Origin of the sequence: Muricoccus roseus (assembly GCF_900141905.1) — a bacterium.
GTDB lineage: Bacteria > Pseudomonadota > Alphaproteobacteria > Acetobacterales > Acetobacteraceae > Roseomonas > Roseomonas rosea.
In genome coordinates this window covers 25,793-45,150 of record NZ_FQZF01000008.1, presented here as the reverse complement: position 1 = coordinate 45,150, position 19,358 = coordinate 25,793, and the positions used below count along the sequence as shown (strand labels likewise).

The 19,358-nt window shown below is 72.9% G+C and carries 16 protein-coding genes; 7 read left to right on the top strand and 9 right to left on the bottom strand.

The window, feature by feature from the left end:
- Positions 1–62 precede the first annotated feature (62 nt).
- Entirely contained in the window at positions 63–614 is a 552-nt protein-coding gene (locus BUB97_RS08135) for a nucleotidyltransferase family protein (RefSeq protein ID WP_073133497.1), read from the bottom strand.
- A gap of 146 nt (positions 615–760) precedes the next feature.
- On the opposite strand from BUB97_RS08135, the gene BUB97_RS08130 reads away from it, so the two are divergent.
- On the top strand, positions 761–1,351 hold the full coding sequence (locus BUB97_RS08130; protein WP_073133495.1) for a chalcone isomerase family protein: 591 nt from the start codon (positions 761–763) through the stop codon (positions 1,349–1,351).
- Between the two features lie 301 nt (positions 1,352–1,652).
- Here the strand turns inward: BUB97_RS08130 and BUB97_RS08125 are convergent, their stop codons facing one another.
- Entirely contained in the window at positions 1,653–2,672 is a 1,020-nt protein-coding gene (locus BUB97_RS08125) for an enoyl-CoA hydratase/isomerase family protein (RefSeq protein WP_073133493.1), read from the bottom strand.
- A gap of 119 nt (positions 2,673–2,791) precedes the next feature.
- Here BUB97_RS08125 and BUB97_RS08120 point away from each other — a divergent pair, with 119 nt between their 5' ends.
- From BUB97_RS08120 to BUB97_RS08100, 5 genes are all read left to right on the top strand, one after another.
- Positions 2,792–3,991 (top strand): ABC transporter ATP-binding protein, encoded by a 1,200-nt coding sequence (locus tag BUB97_RS08120; RefSeq protein ID WP_086062008.1) that lies wholly within the window; start codon positions 2,792–2,794, stop codon positions 3,989–3,991.
- Positions 3,992–4,112: 121 nt separating this feature from the next.
- Positions 4,113–5,168: an extracellular solute-binding protein gene (locus BUB97_RS08115; RefSeq protein ID WP_073133491.1), complete on the top strand. Its 1,056-nt coding sequence runs from the start codon at positions 4,113–4,115 to the stop codon at positions 5,166–5,168.
- Positions 5,165–6,268 carry an ABC transporter permease subunit gene (locus BUB97_RS08110; RefSeq protein WP_073133489.1) on the top strand — a complete coding sequence of 368 codons (1,104 nt, stop codon included), beginning with the start codon at positions 5,165–5,167 and terminating at the stop codon, positions 6,266–6,268. Before BUB97_RS08115 ends, BUB97_RS08110 begins: the two co-directional genes overlap by 4 nt.
- On the top strand, positions 6,265–6,924 hold the full coding sequence (locus BUB97_RS08105; protein ID WP_073133487.1) for an ABC transporter permease subunit: 660 nt from the start codon (positions 6,265–6,267) through the stop codon (positions 6,922–6,924). The genes BUB97_RS08110 and BUB97_RS08105 overlap by 4 nt, the downstream gene beginning before the upstream one ends.
- 103 nt (positions 6,925–7,027) lie before the next feature.
- On the top strand, positions 7,028–7,747 hold the full coding sequence (locus BUB97_RS08100; protein ID WP_073133485.1) for a superoxide dismutase: 720 nt from the start codon (positions 7,028–7,030) through the stop codon (positions 7,745–7,747).
- A 289-nt stretch (positions 7,748–8,036) separates the two neighbouring features.
- On the opposite strand, the gene BUB97_RS08095 is transcribed toward BUB97_RS08100, so the two are convergent.
- The 7 genes from BUB97_RS08095 to BUB97_RS08065 form a co-directional block, all read right to left on the bottom strand.
- Positions 8,037–9,299: a M16 family metallopeptidase gene (locus BUB97_RS08095; RefSeq protein ID WP_073133483.1), complete on the bottom strand. Its 1,263-nt coding sequence runs from the start codon at positions 9,297–9,299 to the stop codon at positions 8,037–8,039.
- On the bottom strand, positions 9,296–10,717 hold the full coding sequence (locus BUB97_RS08090; RefSeq protein ID WP_073133481.1) for a M16 family metallopeptidase: 1,422 nt from the start codon (positions 10,715–10,717) through the stop codon (positions 9,296–9,298). The genes BUB97_RS08095 and BUB97_RS08090 overlap by 4 nt, the downstream gene beginning before the upstream one ends.
- A 94-nt stretch (positions 10,718–10,811) precedes the next feature.
- Positions 10,812–11,375 carry a DUF3035 domain-containing protein gene (locus BUB97_RS08085; protein ID WP_073133478.1) on the bottom strand — a complete coding sequence of 188 codons (564 nt, stop codon included), beginning with the start codon at positions 11,373–11,375 and terminating at the stop codon, positions 10,812–10,814.
- Positions 11,376–11,439: 64 nt separating this feature from the next.
- Entirely contained in the window at positions 11,440–11,967 is a 528-nt protein-coding gene (gene lspA, locus BUB97_RS08080) for a signal peptidase II (RefSeq protein WP_073133476.1), read from the bottom strand.
- On the bottom strand, positions 11,967–14,822 hold the full coding sequence (gene ileS, locus BUB97_RS08075) for an isoleucine--tRNA ligase (protein ID WP_073133474.1): 2,856 nt from the start codon (positions 14,820–14,822) through the stop codon (positions 11,967–11,969). Before ileS ends, lspA begins: the two co-directional genes overlap by 1 nt.
- Before the next feature lie 204 nt (positions 14,823–15,026).
- Positions 15,027–15,302, bottom strand: a complete 276-nt coding sequence (locus BUB97_RS08070; RefSeq protein ID WP_073133733.1) for a DUF3297 family protein — start codon at positions 15,300–15,302, stop codon at positions 15,027–15,029.
- 47 nt (positions 15,303–15,349) lie between these two features.
- Positions 15,350–16,759 (bottom strand): glycosyltransferase family 4 protein, encoded by a 1,410-nt coding sequence (locus BUB97_RS08065; protein ID WP_073133472.1) that lies wholly within the window; start codon positions 16,757–16,759, stop codon positions 15,350–15,352.
- A gap of 106 nt (positions 16,760–16,865) precedes the next feature.
- On the opposite strand from BUB97_RS08065, the gene BUB97_RS08060 reads away from it, so the two are divergent.
- Positions 16,866–19,064 (top strand): glycosyltransferase, encoded by a 2,199-nt coding sequence (locus BUB97_RS08060; RefSeq protein WP_073133470.1) that lies wholly within the window; start codon positions 16,866–16,868, stop codon positions 19,062–19,064.
- Positions 19,065–19,358: the final 294 nt, after the last annotated feature.

The following is a 19,358-nucleotide window of genomic DNA, read 5'->3' as shown; positions in this document are numbered from 1 at the left end:
AGGGCCAAAAAATCCCTCGCCGGCCCTCAGCCGCCAGCCCCGCCAGCCCCGCCTGACCGGCCCTAGCCGTCCCGCAGCAGCGGCCAGCGGGAGCGCCAGCGCTTGGCGGCGACGCGCTCCTCGAAGAGGGCCCGCTTCGCCCCGGTGAAGCGGGGGCCGGGGCGGAGGACCCCGCCGAGCAGGTCCGAGAGGCCGAGCGGGGCGAGGACCCTGACCGCGGCGCCGTTCCACTGGGCCGCGACGGCCGTCGCGGTTTCGGGCCAGTGGCGAAGGGCGTCCTCCGTGTCGCGATAGGGCGGGTCGCCATTGCGCCCGTGCATGCGGGCCTGGTTGGTCACGGACCAGTCGGGGCCCGGTGCCATCTCCCGCAACCGTGCCTCGATCGCGCGGTCCGCCGCCGCCGAAGGGGCGTCCGGCCCGAACCAGACCACGTCCACGTCGCCGGCCGGGGGCGAGGCCGGGCGGCCGTGCAGCGCATCCCAGGTCGCGTCACGGACGAAGCCCGCGCCGATCCAGGCATCCGGCAGGCCGAGCGCCGCCACGGCGCGCAGCAGCGGCCGGCGCCAGGGATCGGCCCCGAGAAGGGCGGCCAGGCGGGCGCTGCTCTCTGGCATGGAACTCCCCCCGGCTTCGCTTGCCATCTCCTGATCAAGGGGCAGGCCTGCGCCGCCCTGTAGTAGAACGCGCCGGCCGGGCCATCTACTTCCGGACCGAGCAGGAGGCGGAGGCGGCGCGGCGCCACGCCCAGGGAGGAGGACGCATGGCGCAGGACGGCTGGGCGGCAAGGACGGGCGGCACCATGCGGGCAGAGACACCCGACGCGGCCCCGTGGACGCGCCGCGCCCTGGCCTTGCCGCTGCTCGCCGCCATGGCCGCGCCGGCCCGCGCGCAGGAGGCCGCACCCACCGAAATGATGGTTGCCGGCCGGCGGCTGGTGCTGAACGGCACCGGGGTGCGGCGCTTCCTCGGCTTCGAGGTGCTGCGCGGCTGGCTCTACCTGGAACGACGCAGCACGGATGCCGCCACCATCCTCGCCTCCCCCGGCGTGAAGCTGCTGCGCCTGCGCTACACCGTCAGCGTGCCCCGCGGCCGGCTGGTGAGCGGCTGGGAGGACGGGTTCCGCGAGGGCTGCGGCTGCGAGATGCCGGCGGAGTTCCGCGCCCGGCTGCGCGACCTGCCCGCCGGACAGGTGGAGGACTGGCTCTTCCTGCCCGACCGCGCCGAAATCGCCTATCTCGGGGAGCCGCCGGTGCGCGTGACCCCCCGGCAGGGCACGGCGATGCTGTCCAGCTTCATCGGGCCGGATGTGAGCAGCGCCGGGCTGCGGCGAGGGCTGCTGGGGCAGGACTAGGTGCCCCCTCTGCGGGCGGTGCTTTTTCGTGGGCTGATGGTTTGTCCCGGGGAGAGGAAGAAGGAATTCTTCCTCTCCCCGGACCCGTCGAAGGCAGTGCCTTCGACCCATCATCTTTTTCTTCAAGTTTGGAATCACGAGGCTGACGATGCGCCTGAGGTCTAGGACCTCAGGCGACTGCAAAGGCAGGATCAGCACCCTGCAACGGGAGATCCCTTCGATCCGGGGCATCCACGGCAGTCAGACGGGGTTCCAAGGGCCTCAGGCCCTTGGCGGGTGAGGGCCGGAGCCCTCAACGGGATCAGCCGAACATTGCGCGCACGGCGACGGGGTCGAGCTCCGCCATGGTGGCGGGCTGCCAGCGCGGGGTGTTGTCCTTGTCCACCAGCACCGCGCGCACGCCTTCCGCGAAGTCGGGGTGGCGGGTCACGGCGCGGGTGAGGGCGAGTTCCATGGCCAGGCAGGCGGGGAGGTCCAGCGCCGCGCCGCGCCGCAGCAGTTCCAGCGTCACGGCGAGGGAGGTGGGCGAGACGCGCCGCAGCACCTCGGCCTGGTGGCGCGCCCATTCCGTGCCCTCGGCCGCCAGCAGGGCCATGATGGAGGGGAGGTCGTCCGGCGCAAAGCAGCGCTCGATGGCGGCGCGCTCCGCCTCCACGGGGCCGGGCGGCACGGCGGCGGCGAAGCGTTCCACCACCCCGGCATCCCCGGCCAGGAGGGCTTCGCGCAGGGCGGGCAGGCGTTCGCGCGTGACGTGATGGGTCGCCAGCCCGGCTTCCACCGCCTCCGCGCCATGCAGCCGCGCGCCGGTCAGGGCCAGCCACTTGCCCATGGCGCCGGCGGTGCCGGGCAGGCGCGGCAGCACGAAGGAGGTGCCGACATCGGGGAAGAGGGCGATGGCCGTCTCCGGCATGGCCAGCATCGCGTGTTCGCTCACCACGCGATGGCTGCCATGGACGGAGACGCCGATGCCGCCGCCCATGCAGACGCCGTCGATCAGGCTGATCCAGGGCTTGGGATATTCGGCGATCAGCCGGTTCAGGGCGTATTCGCTGGCGAAGAAGCGCTCGATGGTCGCGGTGTCTCCGGCCAGCGCGGCGGTGCGGATGGCGCGCACGTCGCCCCCCGCGCAGAAGGCCCGGCCGCCGGCGCCTTCCAGGATGACCAGGTCCACGGCCGGGTCGTCGCGGAAGCGGGCGGCGGCCTCGGCCATGGCGTCGATCATGGGTTGGTCCAGAGCGTTCAGGGCGCGGGGGCGGTTGAGCAGGATGGTTCCCGCCCGCCCCTCGATGCGTGCCACCACGCTCGGCTCCGCCTGGTCCATGGCGCTTTCGCTCCCCTTTGTCCTCCGTCCGGGCTAGCCGCAGCGCGCGCGACGGGCAAGCCGGCCCGGTTGACACCACCGCCCCGCCCCGCGATGCCTCGCCGCGTGCGGAGGGTCTCATGGCACGACGACTGGTGAGCTTCGGCACGGAGGGCACGATCTTCAGCCGGGATTCCGCCCCGCGCACAGCCCAGCCGCCCACCCCGGCCACCCCCGCCCGGCTGCCCCTGCTGGTGATCGAGGGCTTGCGGAAGTCCGGGCAGACGGAGGGGGCGCAGGCCCTGGCCTGGCTGGAGCTGCAGATCGCGAAGGGGGAGCTGGTTTCGCTGCTCGGCCCCGCGGGGGCGGGCAAGAGCGTCGCGATCGACCTCGTGGCCGGCTTCCTGGAGCCCGATGCCGGGCGCATCCTCATCAAGGGCGAGAAGCAGGCCCGGCTGCCGGCCTGGAAGCGCGATATCGGCCTCGTGGCGGCGGAACCGGACCTGTTTCCGGAGCTGACGGTGCTCGGCAACGCCGCCTTCCCACTGGAGGCCCGCGGCATGGCGCGCGGTGAGCGCGAGGACCGCGCCGCGGCGATGCTGGAGCGGTGGGGCTTGCCCCCGGCGCTGGGTTCGGCCCGGCCCGGGTCACTGCCCCTGGCGCGCCGGATGCGCGTCGCCTTCGCCCGCGGCACGGTGCATGAGCCGGCGCTGCTGCTGCTCGACGATCCGCTGCGGATGCTGGACGGGGAGGAGCGGGATGCCCTGGCCGCCGATCTCCGCCGCCTGCAAGGGGAGCTGGGCCTGACCGTCCTGCATGCGACGCGGGATGCGGGCCTTGCCCTGGGTCTTTCGGATGCGGTGGCGGTGCTGGACGCCGGGCGGATGCGGCAGCTGGGCCGACCCCAGGCGCTCTATGACGATCCGGCGGACCCGGTGGTCGCCGCGCTGACCGGCCCCTGCAACCGGCTGCCCGGCACCGTCCTCTCCGTCGATGACGAGGAGGGCTGCCATGTCCGCCTGGATTGCGGCGTGGAGGCGCTCGGAACCCCGGTGCTGGGCCCTCAGGGCGCGCCGGTTCCCGGCGGGCGCTGCACCCTCGTCATCCGGCCGGAGCGCGTGGCGGTCGCGCCGCTCTCGCCGGAGGAGATGGGCGAGGATGCCGTTCCCGCGCGGCTGATCGAAATGCGCTTCGCGGGGGACCATCTCCGCCTTCGCCTCGCCATCGGGGAGGGAGGGGAGCTGGTGGCGCATCGCTCGCCCGGGCTGATCCTGCCCGAACCGGGAGCGCAGGCCTCGATCGCCTGGGATCTGGCGGCCGCGCGGGTGCATCGGGACTAACGGGTCGCTCCGCCCCGCATTTTTCCGCCGGGGCGCCGAAGATCGGCCGCACGGTATCGTCTCGCCGGCCTCTCATGGGTTAAGCTGCGCCGCACAACCGACAGACGAGCGAGAGGCCGCGATGCCCCCGACGCGCCGGATCACGCGCAGGCTGCTGGCATCAGCCCCGCTTGCCCTGGCGGCGCCCCATGCGCGCGCCCAGGGGCGGGATCTGACGGTCGTGTCCTGGGGCGGCGCCTATCAGGACGTGCAGCGCGAGGTGCTGTTCCGGCCCTTCCAGCGCGCCACCGGCCTGCGCCTGCTGGAGGAAACCTGGGACGGCGGCATGGAATCCCTGCGCGACCCCGCCCGCACGGCGCGCTGGGACATCGTGCAGGTTGAGGGGGACGAGCTGCGCCTCGCCTGCGACGAAGGGCTGCTGGAAAGGATCCGACCCGAGGATCTGGGCGGCACGGAGCGCTACATCCCGGGGGCGCTGACCGAATGCGGCGCTGGAAACATCCTCTACGGCTTCGTGCTGGCCTACCGGCGCGGCGGGGTGGCGCCCGATGGCTGGGCGGATTTCTTCGATCTCGGCCGCTTCCCGGGCGGCCGCGCCATGCGGCGCGGCGCCAAGACCACGCTGGAGATTGCCCTTCTGGCCGATGGCGTGGCGCCCGAGGCCGTCTATCCCGCCCTGCGCATGGCGGCCGGGTTGGACCGCGCCTTCCGCCGGCTGGAATCCATCCGCCCCGCCCTGCGCTGGTGGGACCAGGGGAGCGAGCCTCCCCGCATGCTCTCGGCCGGGGAGGTGACGCTGGCGGTCGCCTATAACGGACGGATCGACGCGGCCAATCGCGAGGATTCCGCCGATCTCGGCATCGTCTGGGCCGGGCAGCTGCTGGCGCAGGACAGCTGGGCGATCCTCCGCAACAGCCCGAACCGGGAGCGTGCGCTGGCCTTCCTGCGCTTCGTGGGCGATGCGGGCGTGCAGGCCGCGCTGCCGCCGCGCATCCCCTACGGCGTCACGGCGCGAGGCGCCGAGGCTGGGCTGCCGGACGAGGTACTGGTCAACCTGCCCACCGCCCCGGACAATGCGCGCGGCGCGCTGCGCATCGACGATGCCTTCTGGCACGACCACCTCGACCGGCTGGAGCGCCGCTTCGCCAACTGGCTGAATGCCGGGCCGCAGCCTTGAGGCCGGATCCGCTGCGCGCAGCGCTGCTCGTCACGCCGCTGGTGCTGCTGGTGCTGGCGGCGGCGGTGGCTCCGTTGGGCGCCCTTCTCTGGCGTGGGGTGGCGGAGACGGAGGTGGCGCCCGCGCTGCCGCGCACCCTCCGCATGTTGCGGCACTGGGACGGGAAGGGCCTGCCCGACGACATGGCCTTCGAGGCGCTGGCGGCCGACCTGGCTGCGCTGCGCGCCGCGGGGGGCACGGGCAGCCAGGCCATGGCGCGGGCCGCAGGCCGTCTGGGTGCCGACGTGCCGGCCCTGCGGGAGGTGCTGCCCGGCACGGCCGGGCGGGCCGCGGAAACCCGCACCACCCGCGCCACCTCCATCCTGGTCGCCGACGCGGCCTGGGGCGAGGCCGAGAGCTGGGCGGCCCTGCGGCGCGCGGGGGGGGCGGCCTCGGGCTTTCACCTCCTGGCGGCCATCGGCCTGCGCCAGACCGCGGGCGGCGGGCTGGAGGACAGCGCGGCGGGGCCGCATGCGCGTGCCCTCCTGCTGCGGGGCATCGGGGCGGCGCTGCTGGCGGTGCTGGCGAGCCTGCCGCTCGCCTGGCCGCTGGCGCGCTGGATGGCCGATGCCGCGCCGCGGCGGGCCGCGTTGCTGGCCGGGCTGGTGCTGCTTCCGCTACTGGCCGGAGAGGCGGCGCGCGCGGCCGGGTGGTCGGTGCTGGCCGGGTCCGGGCCGGGGGTGGCGCTCGCCGCCCTCGTGCTGGGGGCCGTGCCGCTGATGGCCCTGCCGGTCGCGCTCTGTCTCCGCCGGGCCGGGCCGGGCCTGGCCAGGGCCGCCGCGGCCCACGGGATGTCCCCGCTGGGCGTCTTCCGCCGGGTGCACTGGCCGCTCGCCCGACCGGGGCTAGCGGCGGGCTGCGCCCTCGTCTTCCCCCAGGCGCTGGGCAGCTTCGTCGGGCCGGGCCTGCTCGATCCGGATATGCCCTGGGCGGCCGGGGCGCTCGCCGCCGCCGCGCGGGCCGGCGAATGGGGGCAGGCCGGGGCGCTGACTGCCTGGCTACTGCTGCCCGTCCTGCTGGCCGCGCTTCTCCTGCTTCGCCTCTGGCGGGCACGCGCATGAGGCGCCTCACCGCCGGCCTCGTGCTGCTGGGCCTTCTGGTGCCGCTGCCCGCCCAGCTCCTGGCAGGCGGGGTGGAGGGCGGCTGGCCGCTGCGGAACAGCCTGCTTGTCGCCCTCGCGGCCACGCTTCTCGCCACGCTTCTGGGCACGGCGGCCGGGATGGGGCTGCGGGGCCGTTTCGCCGGGCGCGGGCTGGCGCTGGCGCTTATCGCCCTGCCCCTGTTGCTGCCGCCGGTGATCCCCGGGGCGGCTTGGCTCCTCGCGGCGGAGCGCCTGGGCCATGGCGCGGGCTGGCCGGGCCTCGCGCTTTGGCACGCGCTGCTGGCTGCGCCCCTGGTCGCGCTCATCGTGCGTGACGCGCTGGAGCGGGTGGAGCCGGCGCTCTTCCGGGCCGCGGCGGCCTGTGGCGCGCCACCGGAGCTCGCGGCGCGGCGCCTGCTGCGCCCGCGCCTCCTGCCTGCCATGGCTGCCGGGGCAGCCCTGGCCTTCGCCCTCTCGGTGGGAGAGAGCAGCCTTGCCTTGCTGCTGGGGGCGGAAACCCTGCCCGCCGCTTCGCTGCCCGGCGGGGCGGCGGCCGGGACGGCGCTGGTGCCGCTGATCGTGGCGGGGGTGCTGGCCCTCGCGCTCCTCCGGCGGCCGTTCCAGCCGGAGGCATGAAGCGGCACCGCCGCCCTGGACTGGCCCACTGGCAACCGGCGCGGGCGAACCACCTTACACGGATCGGGCGAGGCAATGCCGCCGCGCCAAGGAGAACCGCGCCGTGATCCAACCCTCCCGCCGCGCCGTCCTGGCCGGCCTGCCTGCGCTGGCGGCTGTCGCGCTGTCGCTCCCCGCCCGCGCACAGGCGCCTTCCGGCCCGCACAGCCTGCCGCCGCTGCCCTACGCGCCCAATGCCAACGAGCCGCATATCGACGCGCAGACCATGGAGATCCACCATGGCCGCCACCACCAGGCCTATGTCACCGCGCTGAACAACGCGCTGAAGGACCATGGCCAGCTCGCCGCCCTGCCGGTGGACCAGCTCCTGGCGAAGCTGAACGAGGTGCCGGAATCCATCCGCACCACCATCCGCAACAATGCGGGCGGGCATGCGAACCACAGCATGTTCTGGCCCGTGATGGGCGGACGCGGCGGCACGCCCTCTGGCGAGCTGGGCCAGGCGATCACCCGCGACCTCGGCGGGTTCGACAAGATGAAGACCGACTTCAACGCCGCGGGGGCCGGGCGCTTCGGCAGCGGCTGGGTCTTCGTGACCGTGGCGCGGGACGGCAAGCTGGCCCTGACCACCCGCCCGAACCAGGACACGCCGCTGATGGACGGGGAACGCGTGCTGTTCGGCAACGACGTGTGGGAACACGCCTACTACCTGAAGTACCAGAACCGCCGGCCGGACTACCTGAACGCTTGGTGGAACGTGGTGAACTGGGACCGGGTGGCGGAGCGCTACGCGGCGGCTAAGGCGGGAACGCTTGGTATCTAGGCGGCTTCCCGGAGGGCTCCGCCCTCCACCCGCCAAGGGCCTCAGGCCCTTGGAACCCCGTCCGACTGCCGTGGATACCCGGGATCAGTGGGGTCTCTGGTTAGGAATGCTGATTCTGCCTTTGCAGACGCCTCGGGTCGATGACCCGAGGCGCACCGTCAGCCGAGTGAATCCAACTCGGAGAAAAAGATGATGGGTCGAAGGCACTGCCTTCGACGGGTCCGGGGAGAGAAAGAATTCTTTCTTCCTCTCCCCGGGACAAACCGGCACCGGAGGAGGCGCGCCCGGCTCAGAGCCCTTCGGGCTTCCCCGCCACGGTCACGGCCAGGGCACCCGGCTGCAGGACGCGCGCCGCCACCTCGGCCAGCCTTTCGCGGGAGAGGGCGGCGAGGCGGGCGGGGCGTTTTTCCAGCCAGTCCAGCGGGCGGTTGTTCCGCTGCAGGGCGAGCAGGATGTTCGCGATCTGGCGGGTGGAGGTGAAGGAGAGGGGCTGGCTTCCGGTGAGATAGGCGATTGCCTCCTCCCGTTCCGCCTCGGTGGGGCCGGAGGCGGCCATGCGGGCCCATTCGCCGCGCAACACGGCCAGGGTCTCGGCCATGCGGGCATTCTCAGTGGCGACGGAGCCGACGATGATGCTGCGGCCCGCCACGGGTTCCGGCCCGGCGCCGATGCCATAGGCGAGGCCCCGTTCGACGCGGACGGCCTGCATGAGGCGGGAGGAGAAGCCACCCCCGGCCAAAATGCGCGTGATGACGCCCATGGCTTCCCAGTCCGGGTCGTCCACGGCGATCCCGGGCTGGCCGAAGACCGCGGCGGATTGTGGGCTTTCCATGGGCACCACCTTCACGCCGGAGGCGGAGAAGGGGGGCAGCGTAGGCAGCCCCGCCGGCTGCTCGGCGGGCCAGTCGCCGAAGAGGGTGGAGAGCACATCCCGCAGCTGGTCCGCGGTGATGGCGCCGGAGGCGGCGACCATGAGGCCGTGTCGGCGGAACTGCCGGGCGGGAACGGCCTTCAGCACATCGCCAGGCAGGGTAGCGAGGCTTTCGGCGGTGCCGCCGGGGGCGCGGCCGAAGGCGCCGGGCAGGGCGGCGTTCCAGAAGGCGCGCCCGGCCTGGCCGCGCGGGTTCTCCAGCGCCTGGCGCGCCCCGGCGATGGCGCGGGCACGCACGCGCTCGATATCCGGCGGCTCCATGCGCGGGGCGGAGAGGGCGAGGCGGGCGAGGCGGATGGCGTCCGGCAGGGCCTCGGTGAGGCAGCGGAAGCTGCCGGAGAACTCGTCCCGGTCGGCCGAGAAGTTGAAGGAGATGGCGGCGTCGCGCAGCGCCTCCTGGAAGGCGCTGGCGTCGAGATCGCCCGCGCCTTCGGTCAGCAGGGCGGCGGCGAGGGCGGTGGCCCCTTCCTTTCCCTCCGGGTCCAGCGCGGCGCCGCCGGGGATGGAGAAGGCGATGGAGGCCACGGGAACCGCATGGTCCTCGGCCAGCCAGGCGGTCACGCCGGCCGACTCCAGCACCTGCACGGGCAGGGTGAAGCCGGTGGGGATGGTGTCGCTCATGGTGCGCGCACGCCCTCGGGCAGGAGCCAGCCGGTCATGGAGGGATGGGTGAAGACGGCGCGGGCGGCGGCCATCACGGCCTCCGGCGTCACGGCGCGGATGCTGGCCGGCCAGTGCTCCACCGCATCCAGCGGCAGGCCGACGGCCAGCGTGCCGCCGAGCAGGCGCGGAGCGGCACCGATGCCGTCGAGGGAGAGCAGGGCGCCGGCGGTGAGCTGGCGCTGGCTGCGCGCCACCTCCTCTGCCGTCACGCCCTCGTCCAGCAGGCGCGCGATCTGCTCTTCGATGGCGGATTCGATTCCGGCAGGCGTCGTGTTGCCGCGCGGGGTGGCGTAGAGGGCGAAGCTGTCGGCACCCAGCCCGTCGCTGTCATATCCGGCGCCGGCGCCGACGGCGAGGCCGGTCTCGACCATGGATTTATGGAGGCGCGAGCCAGGGCCGCCGCCGAGGAGATGCGCCAGCACCTCCAGCGGGATCGCGTGCTCCCTGCCCGCGCCGTCCCGGCCCCAGGTGAGGGTGGGGGCGATCCAGGACCGGATCATCTGCGCTTCCCGCACGCCCGCATCGTTGCGGACGAGGCGGGCTTCGAGCGGGGCGGCGGGTGGCTCGGCGCGGCGGCGGGCGATCGGCTCGCCGCCCGCGGCACCGCCATACTCGTCCTCCACCACGCGGCGCAGCGCGGCCTCGTCCACCGCGCCGGCCACGACCAGCACGGCATTGGCGGGGGCGTACCAGCGCTGGTGGAAGGCCAGCATGTCCTCCCGCGTGATGGCGCGGATGTCCTCGGGCCAGCCGATGATGGGGCGGCCGCGCCAGTGCTGACGCCCCCACATCGCGGCATCGAAGGCTTCGCGGAAGCGGGCGCGGGGGTTGCTGTCGGTGCGCTGGCGGCGCTCCTCCAGGATGACGGCGCGCTCGGGCTCCACCCCCTCGGCGGGGTAGAGGGGGGCACGGAGGCGGTCGGCCTCCATCATCGCCACCAGCTTCAGGCGGGTGGCCTCGACGGTCTGGTGATAGGCGGTGACGTCGCGCGAGGTGAAGGCATTGTCCTGCCCGCCCTCCCGCGCCACGCGGCGGGAGAACTCGCCATCGGCCACGTGCTCGCTGCCCTTGAACATCATGTGCTCGAGGAAATGGGCGAGGCCGGACCTGCCGGCGGGGTCATCCCCCGCGCCGACGCCGTAGAAGAGGTAATGGGCCACCACTGGCGCGCCGCGCGTGCGGACATGCGCCACGCGCAGCCCGTTGGGCATGCGCCAGAGATTCGCGCCGAACAGGGGGCGGTCCGCCGAGATGGGGGGCGGGGGCGTGATGACGGCAGGCGCGGGCTGGGCCTGCGCCTCGGGGGCGCGGCTGGCCAGGGCGGCTGGCACGATGGCTGCGGTGGCCAGGGCCGCGCGGCGGGTCAGGGGAGGCATTCCGGATATGTGGGGTCTGGGCCGTCGGGCGGGAGTGGCCGGGCGGGTTCCCTGCGGTGAAAACCCATCCCGGCCCCTGTCCTGGAATCCGGGCCTAGAACAGGCCGTCCAGCAGGCCGCGCTGGCGGCGCTGGATGATGGGGGTCTCGCCCTCCTCGGGCGAACGGCCGAGGGCCGCGTTCTCGCGCAGGCGCCGCGCCTCCCGTTCGGGGTCGAGCACGGTACCGGGGCGGGGCGCCTCCTGCCAGAACATCATCCGCTCCACGAGGCTGCGCTGGGGGCGTTCGAGGCGGAGGGCCTCCTCATCCACCTGGCGGCGGATGTTGCCGGGGGTTGCGCCGATTCCCGCGGATTGGCTGGCCTGGGCGATGAGGGCCGATTCCGCGCCGGAAGGCCGGTCGCTGCGGCCTTCGCCGAGCAGGGTGGCGGGGGCGAGGGTGATCTCGCCCCGCTCGCGGGCCGAAAGCTCCTGCGGGCGGGCGGCGCCGGGGCGCGGCGGCGGCAGGCTGCCCAGGCTGGAGGGAATGGAGAGCGGGGCGCGGGTCACCACCTGGAACTCGTCCGGCGCGTCGCGCGTCAGGCCGAGCATGCGCGACGTGTCGTTGCCGCAGGCCGCCAGCAGCAGCAGGGGGGCCAGGAGGAGGGGGCGGGGGCTCATGGATGCCGCTTCTAGCAGGGGTCCGCGGGGAGCGGAAACAGGGCGCTGGGCGGGAAACGCTTCGTCATGCCGTCTCTCCGGGCCGGTCGGTGGCGGGCGGGCGGGCCGTCACCGCCTCGATCAGCAGCACGACGACCCCCAGGACGATGGCCGCATCCGCGATGTTGAAGACATACCAGTGCCAGCCCCAGGCATAGGCGTCGACGAAATCCACCACCGCCCCGAAGCGCGCGCGGTCGATGACGTTGCCGATGGCGCCGCCGACGATGCCGCCCAGGGCGAGGGCGGTCCGGCGGTTCTCGGCCTTGGCCATCCAGCGGATGAGGAAAAGGGCGATGGCCCCGGCCAGGGCGGCCAGGGCCCAGGCATGCCAGGGCGCGCTGCCCGAGAGCAGGCCGAAGGTGACGCCGCGGTTCCAGACCATGGTCAGGTCCAGGCCGAAATCGCCCCCGCCGATCAGGGGGACGTTCCGGCGGGCGGGCAGGTCCAGCACCTCCAGGATCCACCACTTGCTCGCCTGGTCCGCGACCAGGACGAGCAGAGCGAGGATGAGGCCGCGGCGGAGGTTGGCCGCCTGCTCCGGGGCGGCCATCAGCCGACCGCCGCTTCGCAGCGCAGGCAGAGGGTGGGGTGGGCGGCGGAGCGGCCGACCTCCGGCAGAACCCGCCAGCAGCGGTCGCATTTCTGGCCCGGCGCCGGGACGAAGCGCGCGGCGGCATGCTCCCCGGCCTCCACCCCCTCACCCTGCGGGGCGGAGGCGGTCAGCGTCAGGTCGGAGGTGATGCAGAGCTCGGCCCAGGGCAGGTCGGCAAGGTCGGCATAGGCCTCGCCCAGGAAGAGCTCCGGCGCGGCCTGGAGGGAGCTGCCGATCGTGCCGGCGGCGCGGGCCTTCTCCAGCGCGGCGGTGACGAGGCCGCGCACGGCGCGCACCCGCGCCCAGCGCGCGGCCAGCGCCTCGTTCTGCCATTCCGCCGGGATCTCGGGGAAGGTCTGGAGATGCACGCTCTCCGCCGCCTCGCCGAAGCGGGCGAGCCAGGCTTCCTCGGCCGTGAAGACGAGCACTGGGGCCAGCCAGGTGCAGAGGCAGCGGTGCAGCACGTCCAGCACCGTGCGGGCGGCGCGGCGGCGCGGATCGTCCGCACGGTCGCAGTAGAGGCTGTCCTTGCGGATGTCGAAGAGGAAGGCCGAGAGGTCGGAGGCGCAGAAGTTGTGGATTTCCGGCACAACGCCGGACCAGTCGTAATCGGCCGCCGCGCGGCGGATCCGCGTGTCGATCTCGGCCACGCGGTGGAGGATGAAGCGCTCCAGCTCCGGCAGCTCGGCGTGGTCCACCTTCTCGGCATCGGTGAAGCCGTCGAGGCTGCCCAGCAGCCAGCGCAGCGTGTTGCGGATGCGGCGGTACAGTTCCGCCTGCTGGCCGAGGATGGTCTTGCCGATGCGCAGGTCGTCCGCGAAGTCGGAATTCATCACCCAGAGGCGCAGGATATCGGCGCCGTAGTCCTTCATCACCTCCTGAGGGGCGGTGACGTTGCCGAGCGACTTCGACATCTTCCGGCCGGACTCATCCAGCACGAAGCCATGCGTCAGGATGGCCTTGAAGGGCGCCATGTCCCGCGTGCCGATCGCCTCCAGCAGGGAGGAATGGAACCAGCCGCGATGCTGGTCCGAGCCCTCCAGGTAGAGGTCGGCCGGGAAGGGCAGGTTGTGGTCGGGCAGGCAGAAGGCGTGGGTCGAGCCGGACTCGAACCACACGTCCACGATGTCCATCACCTGCTCGTACTCGTCCGGGTTCCTCTCATTCCCGAGGAAGCGGGCGGCGGCGCCGGGCTTGTACCAGGCATCGGCCCCTTCCTCGCGGAAGGCGGCGAGGATGCGCTGCATCACCGTGGGGTCGCGCAGCGGCTCGCCCGTGCGCTTGTCCACGAAGACGGCGATGGGCACGCCCCAGGCGCGCTGGCGGGAGATGCACCAGTCCGGCCGCGCGGCGACCATGGAGCCGATGCGGTTGCGGCCCTGGTCCGGGACGAAATGCGTCTCCGCGATCGCCTTCAGCGCCTTGGCGCGGATCTGGTTGTCATCGTCCATCGCGATGAACCATTGCGGCGTCGCGCGGTAGATGACGGGCTTCTTGCTGCGCCAGGAATGCGGGTAGCTGTGCTTCAGGCTGCCCTTGGCGGCGAGCGTGCCCATCGTCTCCAGCGCGGCCCAGACGGGCTCATGCGCCTTGAAGACATGGATGCCGGTGAAGCCCGGGGCCTGGACGGTATAGGTGCCGTCGTCGCCCACCATCTCCGGCACGGGCAGGCCATGCGCGCGGCCCAGGGCGAAGTCGTCCTCGCCATGGCTGGGGGCGATGTGCACGAAGCCCGTGCCCGCCTCGGCGGTGACGAAATCGCCGGCGAGCATCGGCACGTCGTGGTCATAGGCGCCCTCGCCGGGGCCCCAGCCGCGCAGCGGATGCGCGAGGATGGTGCCGGCGAACTCGCTCCCCTTGATGACGCGGCGGAGCGAATGGGCGGCGAGGCCAGCCTCCTTCGCGAAGGCGGGCAGGAGGGGGAGGGCGACGATCAGGTCGTCGCCGGTGGCGAGCAGCGACCCCTCGGCGATGCCGTCCACATGGATCAGCGCGTAGTCGATCTCCTCGCCATAGGCCACGGCCCGGTTGGCGGGGATGGTCCAGGGCGTGGTCGTCCAGATGAGGACGCGGGCGCCCTGCAGGTCCGGCGTGTCGGTCTTCACGACCGGGAAGGCGGCGTGCAGCGTGGCGCTGGTGACGTCGTGGTACTCGATCTCGGCATCGGCCAGCGCGGTCTTCTCGACCGGGCTCCACATCACCGGGCGCAGGCCGCGATAGAGGGAGCCGTTCATCAGGAAGCGGCCGATCTCCTCGGCGATCACCGCCTCGGAGGTGAAGTCCATGGTCGCGTAGCGGTTCTCCCAGTCGCCCAGCACGCCCAGGCGCTGGAACTCCTCGGACTGGATGCCCAGCCAGTGGCGGGCGTATTGCCGGCACTCCTCGCGGAATTCGAGGATGGGGACGCTGTCCTTGTCCTGCTTCTTCGCGCGGTACTGCTCCTCCACCTTCCATTCGATCGGCAGGCCGTGGCAGTCCCAGCCCGGGACGTAATCCGCGTCGCGGCCCGACATCTGGGCGGCGCGGTTGATCACGTCCTTCAGGATCTTGTTCAGCGCATGGCCGATATGGAGCGGGCCGTTCGCATAGGGCGGGCCGTCATGCAGGACGAACTTCTGCAACCCGCGGGACCGCTCCCGCAACTGGCCGCGCAGGTCCTGCGCCTTCCAGCGGGCAAGGGTGGCGGGCTCGCGCTTCGGCAGGTCCCCGCGCATGGGGAAAGGGGTCTTCGGGAGGAAGACGGTGCCGCGATAGTCGCGGCCCCCGGCCTTGGTGGCTGCCTTGGTGTCTGCGGGGGCGGGGGCGTCGGTCATGGTCGGTCCGGGTCTCGGGGCCGCCAGGGCCATGCTGGGGCCGGGGCGGCAAAGGGGGCAGGCGCTGCGGTGTATCCCGGCCCTCAGGCGAGGACCGGGCCGGGAATTCGCGCCCCCATAGGGGCTGGCTGCAGCCGAAAGAGCATGGACGCCATATGCGGAGGGGGCGCGGGCGGGGTCAAGCGAGGCTCCCGCCCGGAACGATCAGCCCTCCGATGCTTCCGGCGCGGCCTCGTCCGTGCCCGCTTCCCGCAGATAGGGTTCGACCTTGCCCTGGAGCTTCATGGTCATCGGCTTGCCCTTGCGGTCCACGGCCTTGCCGACGGAGAGGCGGACCCAGCCCTCGCTGACGCAGTATTCCTCCACGTTGTTCTTCTCGACGCCCTTGAAGCGGATGCCCACGCCCCGCTCCAGCAGCTCGGCGTTGAAATAGGGGCTCGTGGGGTCGGTGGAGAGGCGGTCGGGCAGGGAGGCGGGCATCGTATCGGTCATGGGAACGGGCCTTGATGGGCGTCGGGGCGGGGGTGTTAGCGAAGGGCGGCGGCGGAGTCCAAGGGCTCCTCCTCGCCGGGCGGCGGGGGTTCCTCCGTTCCCGGCTCCAGCCGCACGCCCATCCGGGCATAGACATCGGCCAGGCGCCGCTCATAGGCGGCGGCGCTGAACAGGGCGGCCTGGCGGCGCCCGGCCCAGGCCAGGTGCTCGCGCAGCTCCTCATCGGCATCCAGCACGCGGATGCCCTCCACCATCGCGCGGATGTCGTAGGGGTTCACCTTCACCGCGGCATCGCCCACCACCTCCGGCAGGGAGGAGGTGTTCGAGGTGAGGACCGGGGTGCCAAGGCTCATCGCCTCCAGCACGGGCAGGCCGAAGCCCTCGTAGAGGGAGGGGAAGAGGACCGATTTCGCGCCGCGGATGAGGGAGATGAGGAGGCGGAAGGGCGCGTAGTCCAGCAGGATCACGCGGCCCGCCGACTCCTTCTTCATGCGGGCGCCGGAGAGGGGCGGCGGGGTCTTGCGGACATGCTTCGCCTCCAGCAGCCGCAGCTCGATATCGGATTTCCAGGCCTGCTTGCCGAGGATGACCAGCGGGGTGGTGACGCCGGAGGAGAGATAGGCCTCGATCAGCCGGGCAAGGTTCTTCTTCGGCTCGATGGCGCCGAAGAAGAGGTGGTAGCCTTTCCAGCGCATGCCGAAGGCGCCCCGCACCTCGTCGCGCGCCACCTCCTCGGGCTTGTTCGCCAGCTGGGGCGGCAGTTCCACGGACTGGTAGGTGTTGGTCACCTTCTCCGGGTCGGCGCCGAGGAGCGAGATGATGTCGCGCCGCGAGGCCTCGCTGACCGTGACGATATGGTCGGCCTTCTCGAGCAGCAGGCGGCAGAGGCGGAAGTAGCGGCGCTTCTGGTCCAGCGTGGTGAAGGGCAGGCGCAGGGGCACGAGGTCGTGCATTGTATAGATGTTGCGCGCGCCCGGGATGCGGATGGGCAGCGGATAGGTCCAGTGCGCCACCGCCGGCGGGCCGCCCGGCACCTGCAGGGGAACGATCTTCGGGCCCCATTTGAAGCGGTTGTGGGCGCGGTTGAAGATGTCCTCCACGTTCCACAGCTGGTCGAAATGCGGCAGGCGGCCGGCGAAGCCTTCGGCGACGACCTGGCCGGTCACGGGGATGTCGCACATCGTCTCGCCGATGCCCGCGGTCAGCGTGCGGCGCAGCCGGCGCATGCGGCGGCGGAGCGTCATCTGCTCGATCGCGGGGTCGTCGAAGAAGGCGACCTCGCGCATCAGGGGCGACCAGTTCGGGCTCACGTGCCGGCCGTACAGCACCTCCACCGCCGCGCCGGAGCTGCCCAGGCGGTAGGACAGGTTCCGCGCATAGGTGGAGACGCCGGTGCCGTGCTCCAGCGCGAGGTTGAAGCCGTCGATCAGGATTCTGGGGCGCATCGGGCCGATCCTAGCCGAGGAAGCGCCGGAGCCGAAGCCAGGGGCGGGTCACACGCTGGTCAGGGAAGGCCGGGCGCGGCATGGTCCGGCCGCAACCGGATGGGGGATGGCCGTGGCCGAGGACGGGGCGGGGGAGAAGCCGGGCGTGCTGCTGGCCCGGGGCGATGCCGCGCGGGACGCGGGCCGCTGGGCCGAGGCCGCTGCGGCCTATGGCGCCTATCTTCGCCAGCGCCCGGACGACCGGGGCATCCTTGTCCAGCGCGGCCACTGCCTGAAGGAGGATGGCGACCCCGCCGCCGCCCTGGAGCTGTACCGCCGGGCCGAGGCGATGCAGCCGGACGATGCGGATATCCACATGCAGATCGGCCATGCGCTGAAGCTGCTAGGCCGGCGTGGAGACGCGGCCGAGGCCTATGGCCGGGCCCTGGCGATCAATCCCCTGGACGTGAATGCCTGGTCGGAGTGGCGCTCCGCGCTGGCGCATCTGCCGGCGCCCCCCGCGGCGGGGCCGGTTCTCGACCTGTCCGACCTGGTGAACTGGTTCGCGCACCGGCGCGCCCCGAGCGGCATCCAGCGCGTGCAGGCCGAGGTGGCGGCCGCGGCGGGCGAGGTGACGCTCTGCGCCATGCATCCCGAGGAGGGGCAGTGGCGGGTGTTGCCCATGGCGCTGTTCCGGCGCCTGCACCACCTCTCCCGCTCCGGGGCCGATCCGGAGGATCCGGCCTGGAAGGCGACGCTGGCCGTGCTGCTGTCCTGGCGCCGCGAGGGGCCGGTGCTGCAGCCCGGGCCGGGGATGGTGCTGGTGACGCTGGGCAGCGCCTGGTGGCTGCCCCGCTACGCCGCCGCCCTGCGGGCCGCGCGCCTGGCCGGGGCACGGCACGTGCCGGTGCTGCATGATTGCGGGCCCCTGGTCCTGCCGGGGATCGCGGAGCCGGCGCTTCGGACGGAGTTCGCCCGCTGGTTCTCCGGCCTGCCGGTCCTGTCGGACGGGGTGATCGCCGTCTCCCAGGCAACGGCCGCGGAATACCGGCGGCTTATGGGGCGGCACCTGCCGGACTGGCCGGCGCCGCCGGTGATCGTGGTGACCCCCGATGGCAGGGACCCGGAACTGGACGAGGAGGAGGCGGAGGCTGCGCCCGAGACGGGCGGCGGTTTCCTGGGGGGGCTTTCACGCCGCCGGCCGGCCGGCGGGCGCGGCGGGCGCGTGCACCCGGACCTGCCGGACGAGCCCTATGTCCTGCTCGTTTCGAGTCTGGAGCCGCGGAAGAACCACCTGGTGGCGCTGGAAGCCTGGCGCATGCTGCTGGAGCGGCGCGGGCCGGGCGGCACGCCGCGCCTGGTCTTCGCCGGGCGCCGCGCACCGGGCGACGCGCCTGTCATGGCGGCGCTGACTGCCGACCGTGCACTGGCGGAGCGCGTCACGCTTCTGCACGACCTGGACGATGCGGCACTGGCCCGGCTGTACCGTGGCTGCCTTTTCACCCTTTATCCCAGCCGCCATGAGGGATGGGGCCTGCCGGTCTCGGAATCCCTGCTGCACCGGCGGGTGCCCGTGGTGTCGGAAATCCCGGCCCTGATGGAAAGTGGCCGGAACGGCGCCCTGTTCTTCGCGCCGAACAGCGCGGACGACCTGGCCATGGCGGTACAGGGGCTGCTCACCCATCCGGCGCGCCTCGCCGCCGCCGTGGCGCGCATTCCCCGGCATGGGGGGCTGCGTCCCTGGGCGGAGGTGGCGGAGGACCTGCTCGCCGCCGCGCGGCGCCTCGCGGCGCAGGAGCGGGACCCGCCGCCGCCGCTGCCGCTCTGCCACCCCATCCATCTCGGCCATGGCGGGGCCCAGGGGCCGCATTCCGGGCTCGCACGGGCCGAGTTCGTGCTGGCCGGGGATGGGTGGCACCCCGCCCAGGACTGGGGGGCCTGGACCCGGCCGGGCACGGCGGAACTGCGCTTCTCCGCGCCATGGGACGGACCGGCCCGGGTCGCGCTCTCGCTCCGTCCGCCGCCCGGCGCGCAGGGCTTCGTCCGGGTGAGCCTGGGACGCAAGGGTGCGGGCGCCGCCACGCTGGAGGACCGGGCCGAGGCGATCGGCGAGGTGTCGCTCGAAATCGAGGCAGGCGACCCTGTTCTCCATCTGACCATCGACAGCCACCCGGGCACGCGACTGCCGGAGGCGGCAGCCGGACGGGGAGAGGAGCCCAGTGTCGGGATGGGCGTGATCTCGGTGGCGCTGATGCACGGCCGCTCGCCGGGCGACCGCGTCTCCTATCTGGAGAAGCGCCTTCTCGTGCCTGCCGTGGTGAGCTGATACCGCCGGGTCTGGTTCTGGGCTGATGGTCTGTCCCGGGGAGAGGAAGAAGGAATTCTTCCTCTCCCCGGACCCCTCACCATCATCTTTTTCTTCAAGTTTGGAATCACGGGGCTGACGGTGCGCCTGAGGTCTCAGACCTCAGGCGACTGCAAACGCAGGATCAGACCCCTTCAACCAGAGGCCCCACCGATCCGGGGCATCCACGGCAGTCAGGCGGGGTTCCAAGGGCCTCAGGCCCTTGGCGGGCGAGGGCGGAGCCCTCTCCGGGAGCCATCGAAGGAAACGGAACCT

Excerpts from the sequence above, each read along its gene's own strand:
- BUB97_RS08130 (WP_073133495.1), top strand. The coding sequence starts at position 761 with ATGGCGCAGGACGGCTGGGCGGCAAGGACGGGCGGCACCATGCGGGCA.
- lspA (WP_073133476.1), bottom strand. The coding sequence starts at position 11,967 with ATGGCCGCCCCGGAGCAGGCGGCCAACCTCCGCCGCGGCCTCATCCTC.
- BUB97_RS08115 (WP_073133491.1), top strand. The coding sequence starts at position 4,113 with ATGCCCCCGACGCGCCGGATCACGCGCAGGCTGCTGGCATCAGCCCCG.
- BUB97_RS08120 (WP_086062008.1), top strand. The coding sequence starts at position 2,792 with ATGGCACGACGACTGGTGAGCTTCGGCACGGAGGGCACGATCTTCAGC.
- BUB97_RS08095 (WP_073133483.1), bottom strand. The coding sequence starts at position 9,299 with ATGAGCGACACCATCCCCACCGGCTTCACCCTGCCCGTGCAGGTGCTG.
- BUB97_RS08085 (WP_073133478.1), bottom strand. The coding sequence starts at position 11,375 with ATGAGCCCCCGCCCCCTCCTCCTGGCCCCCCTGCTGCTGCTGGCGGCC.
- BUB97_RS08060 (WP_073133470.1), top strand. The coding sequence starts at position 16,866 with ATGGCCGTGGCCGAGGACGGGGCGGGGGAGAAGCCGGGCGTGCTGCTG.
- BUB97_RS08135 (WP_073133497.1), bottom strand. The coding sequence starts at position 614 with ATGCCAGAGAGCAGCGCCCGCCTGGCCGCCCTTCTCGGGGCCGATCCC.
- BUB97_RS08065 (WP_073133472.1), bottom strand. The coding sequence starts at position 16,759 with ATGCGCCCCAGAATCCTGATCGACGGCTTCAACCTCGCGCTGGAGCAC.
- BUB97_RS08090 (WP_073133481.1), bottom strand. The coding sequence starts at position 10,717 with ATGCCTCCCCTGACCCGCCGCGCGGCCCTGGCCACCGCAGCCATCGTG.
- BUB97_RS08125 (WP_073133493.1), bottom strand. The coding sequence starts at position 2,672 with ATGGACCAGGCGGAGCCGAGCGTGGTGGCACGCATCGAGGGGCGGGCG.
- ileS (WP_073133474.1), bottom strand. The coding sequence starts at position 14,822 with ATGACCGACGCCCCCGCCCCCGCAGACACCAAGGCAGCCACCAAGGCC.
- BUB97_RS08105 (WP_073133487.1), top strand. The coding sequence starts at position 6,265 with ATGAGGCGCCTCACCGCCGGCCTCGTGCTGCTGGGCCTTCTGGTGCCG.
- BUB97_RS08070 (WP_073133733.1), bottom strand. The coding sequence starts at position 15,302 with ATGCCCGCCTCCCTGCCCGACCGCCTCTCCACCGACCCCACGAGCCCC.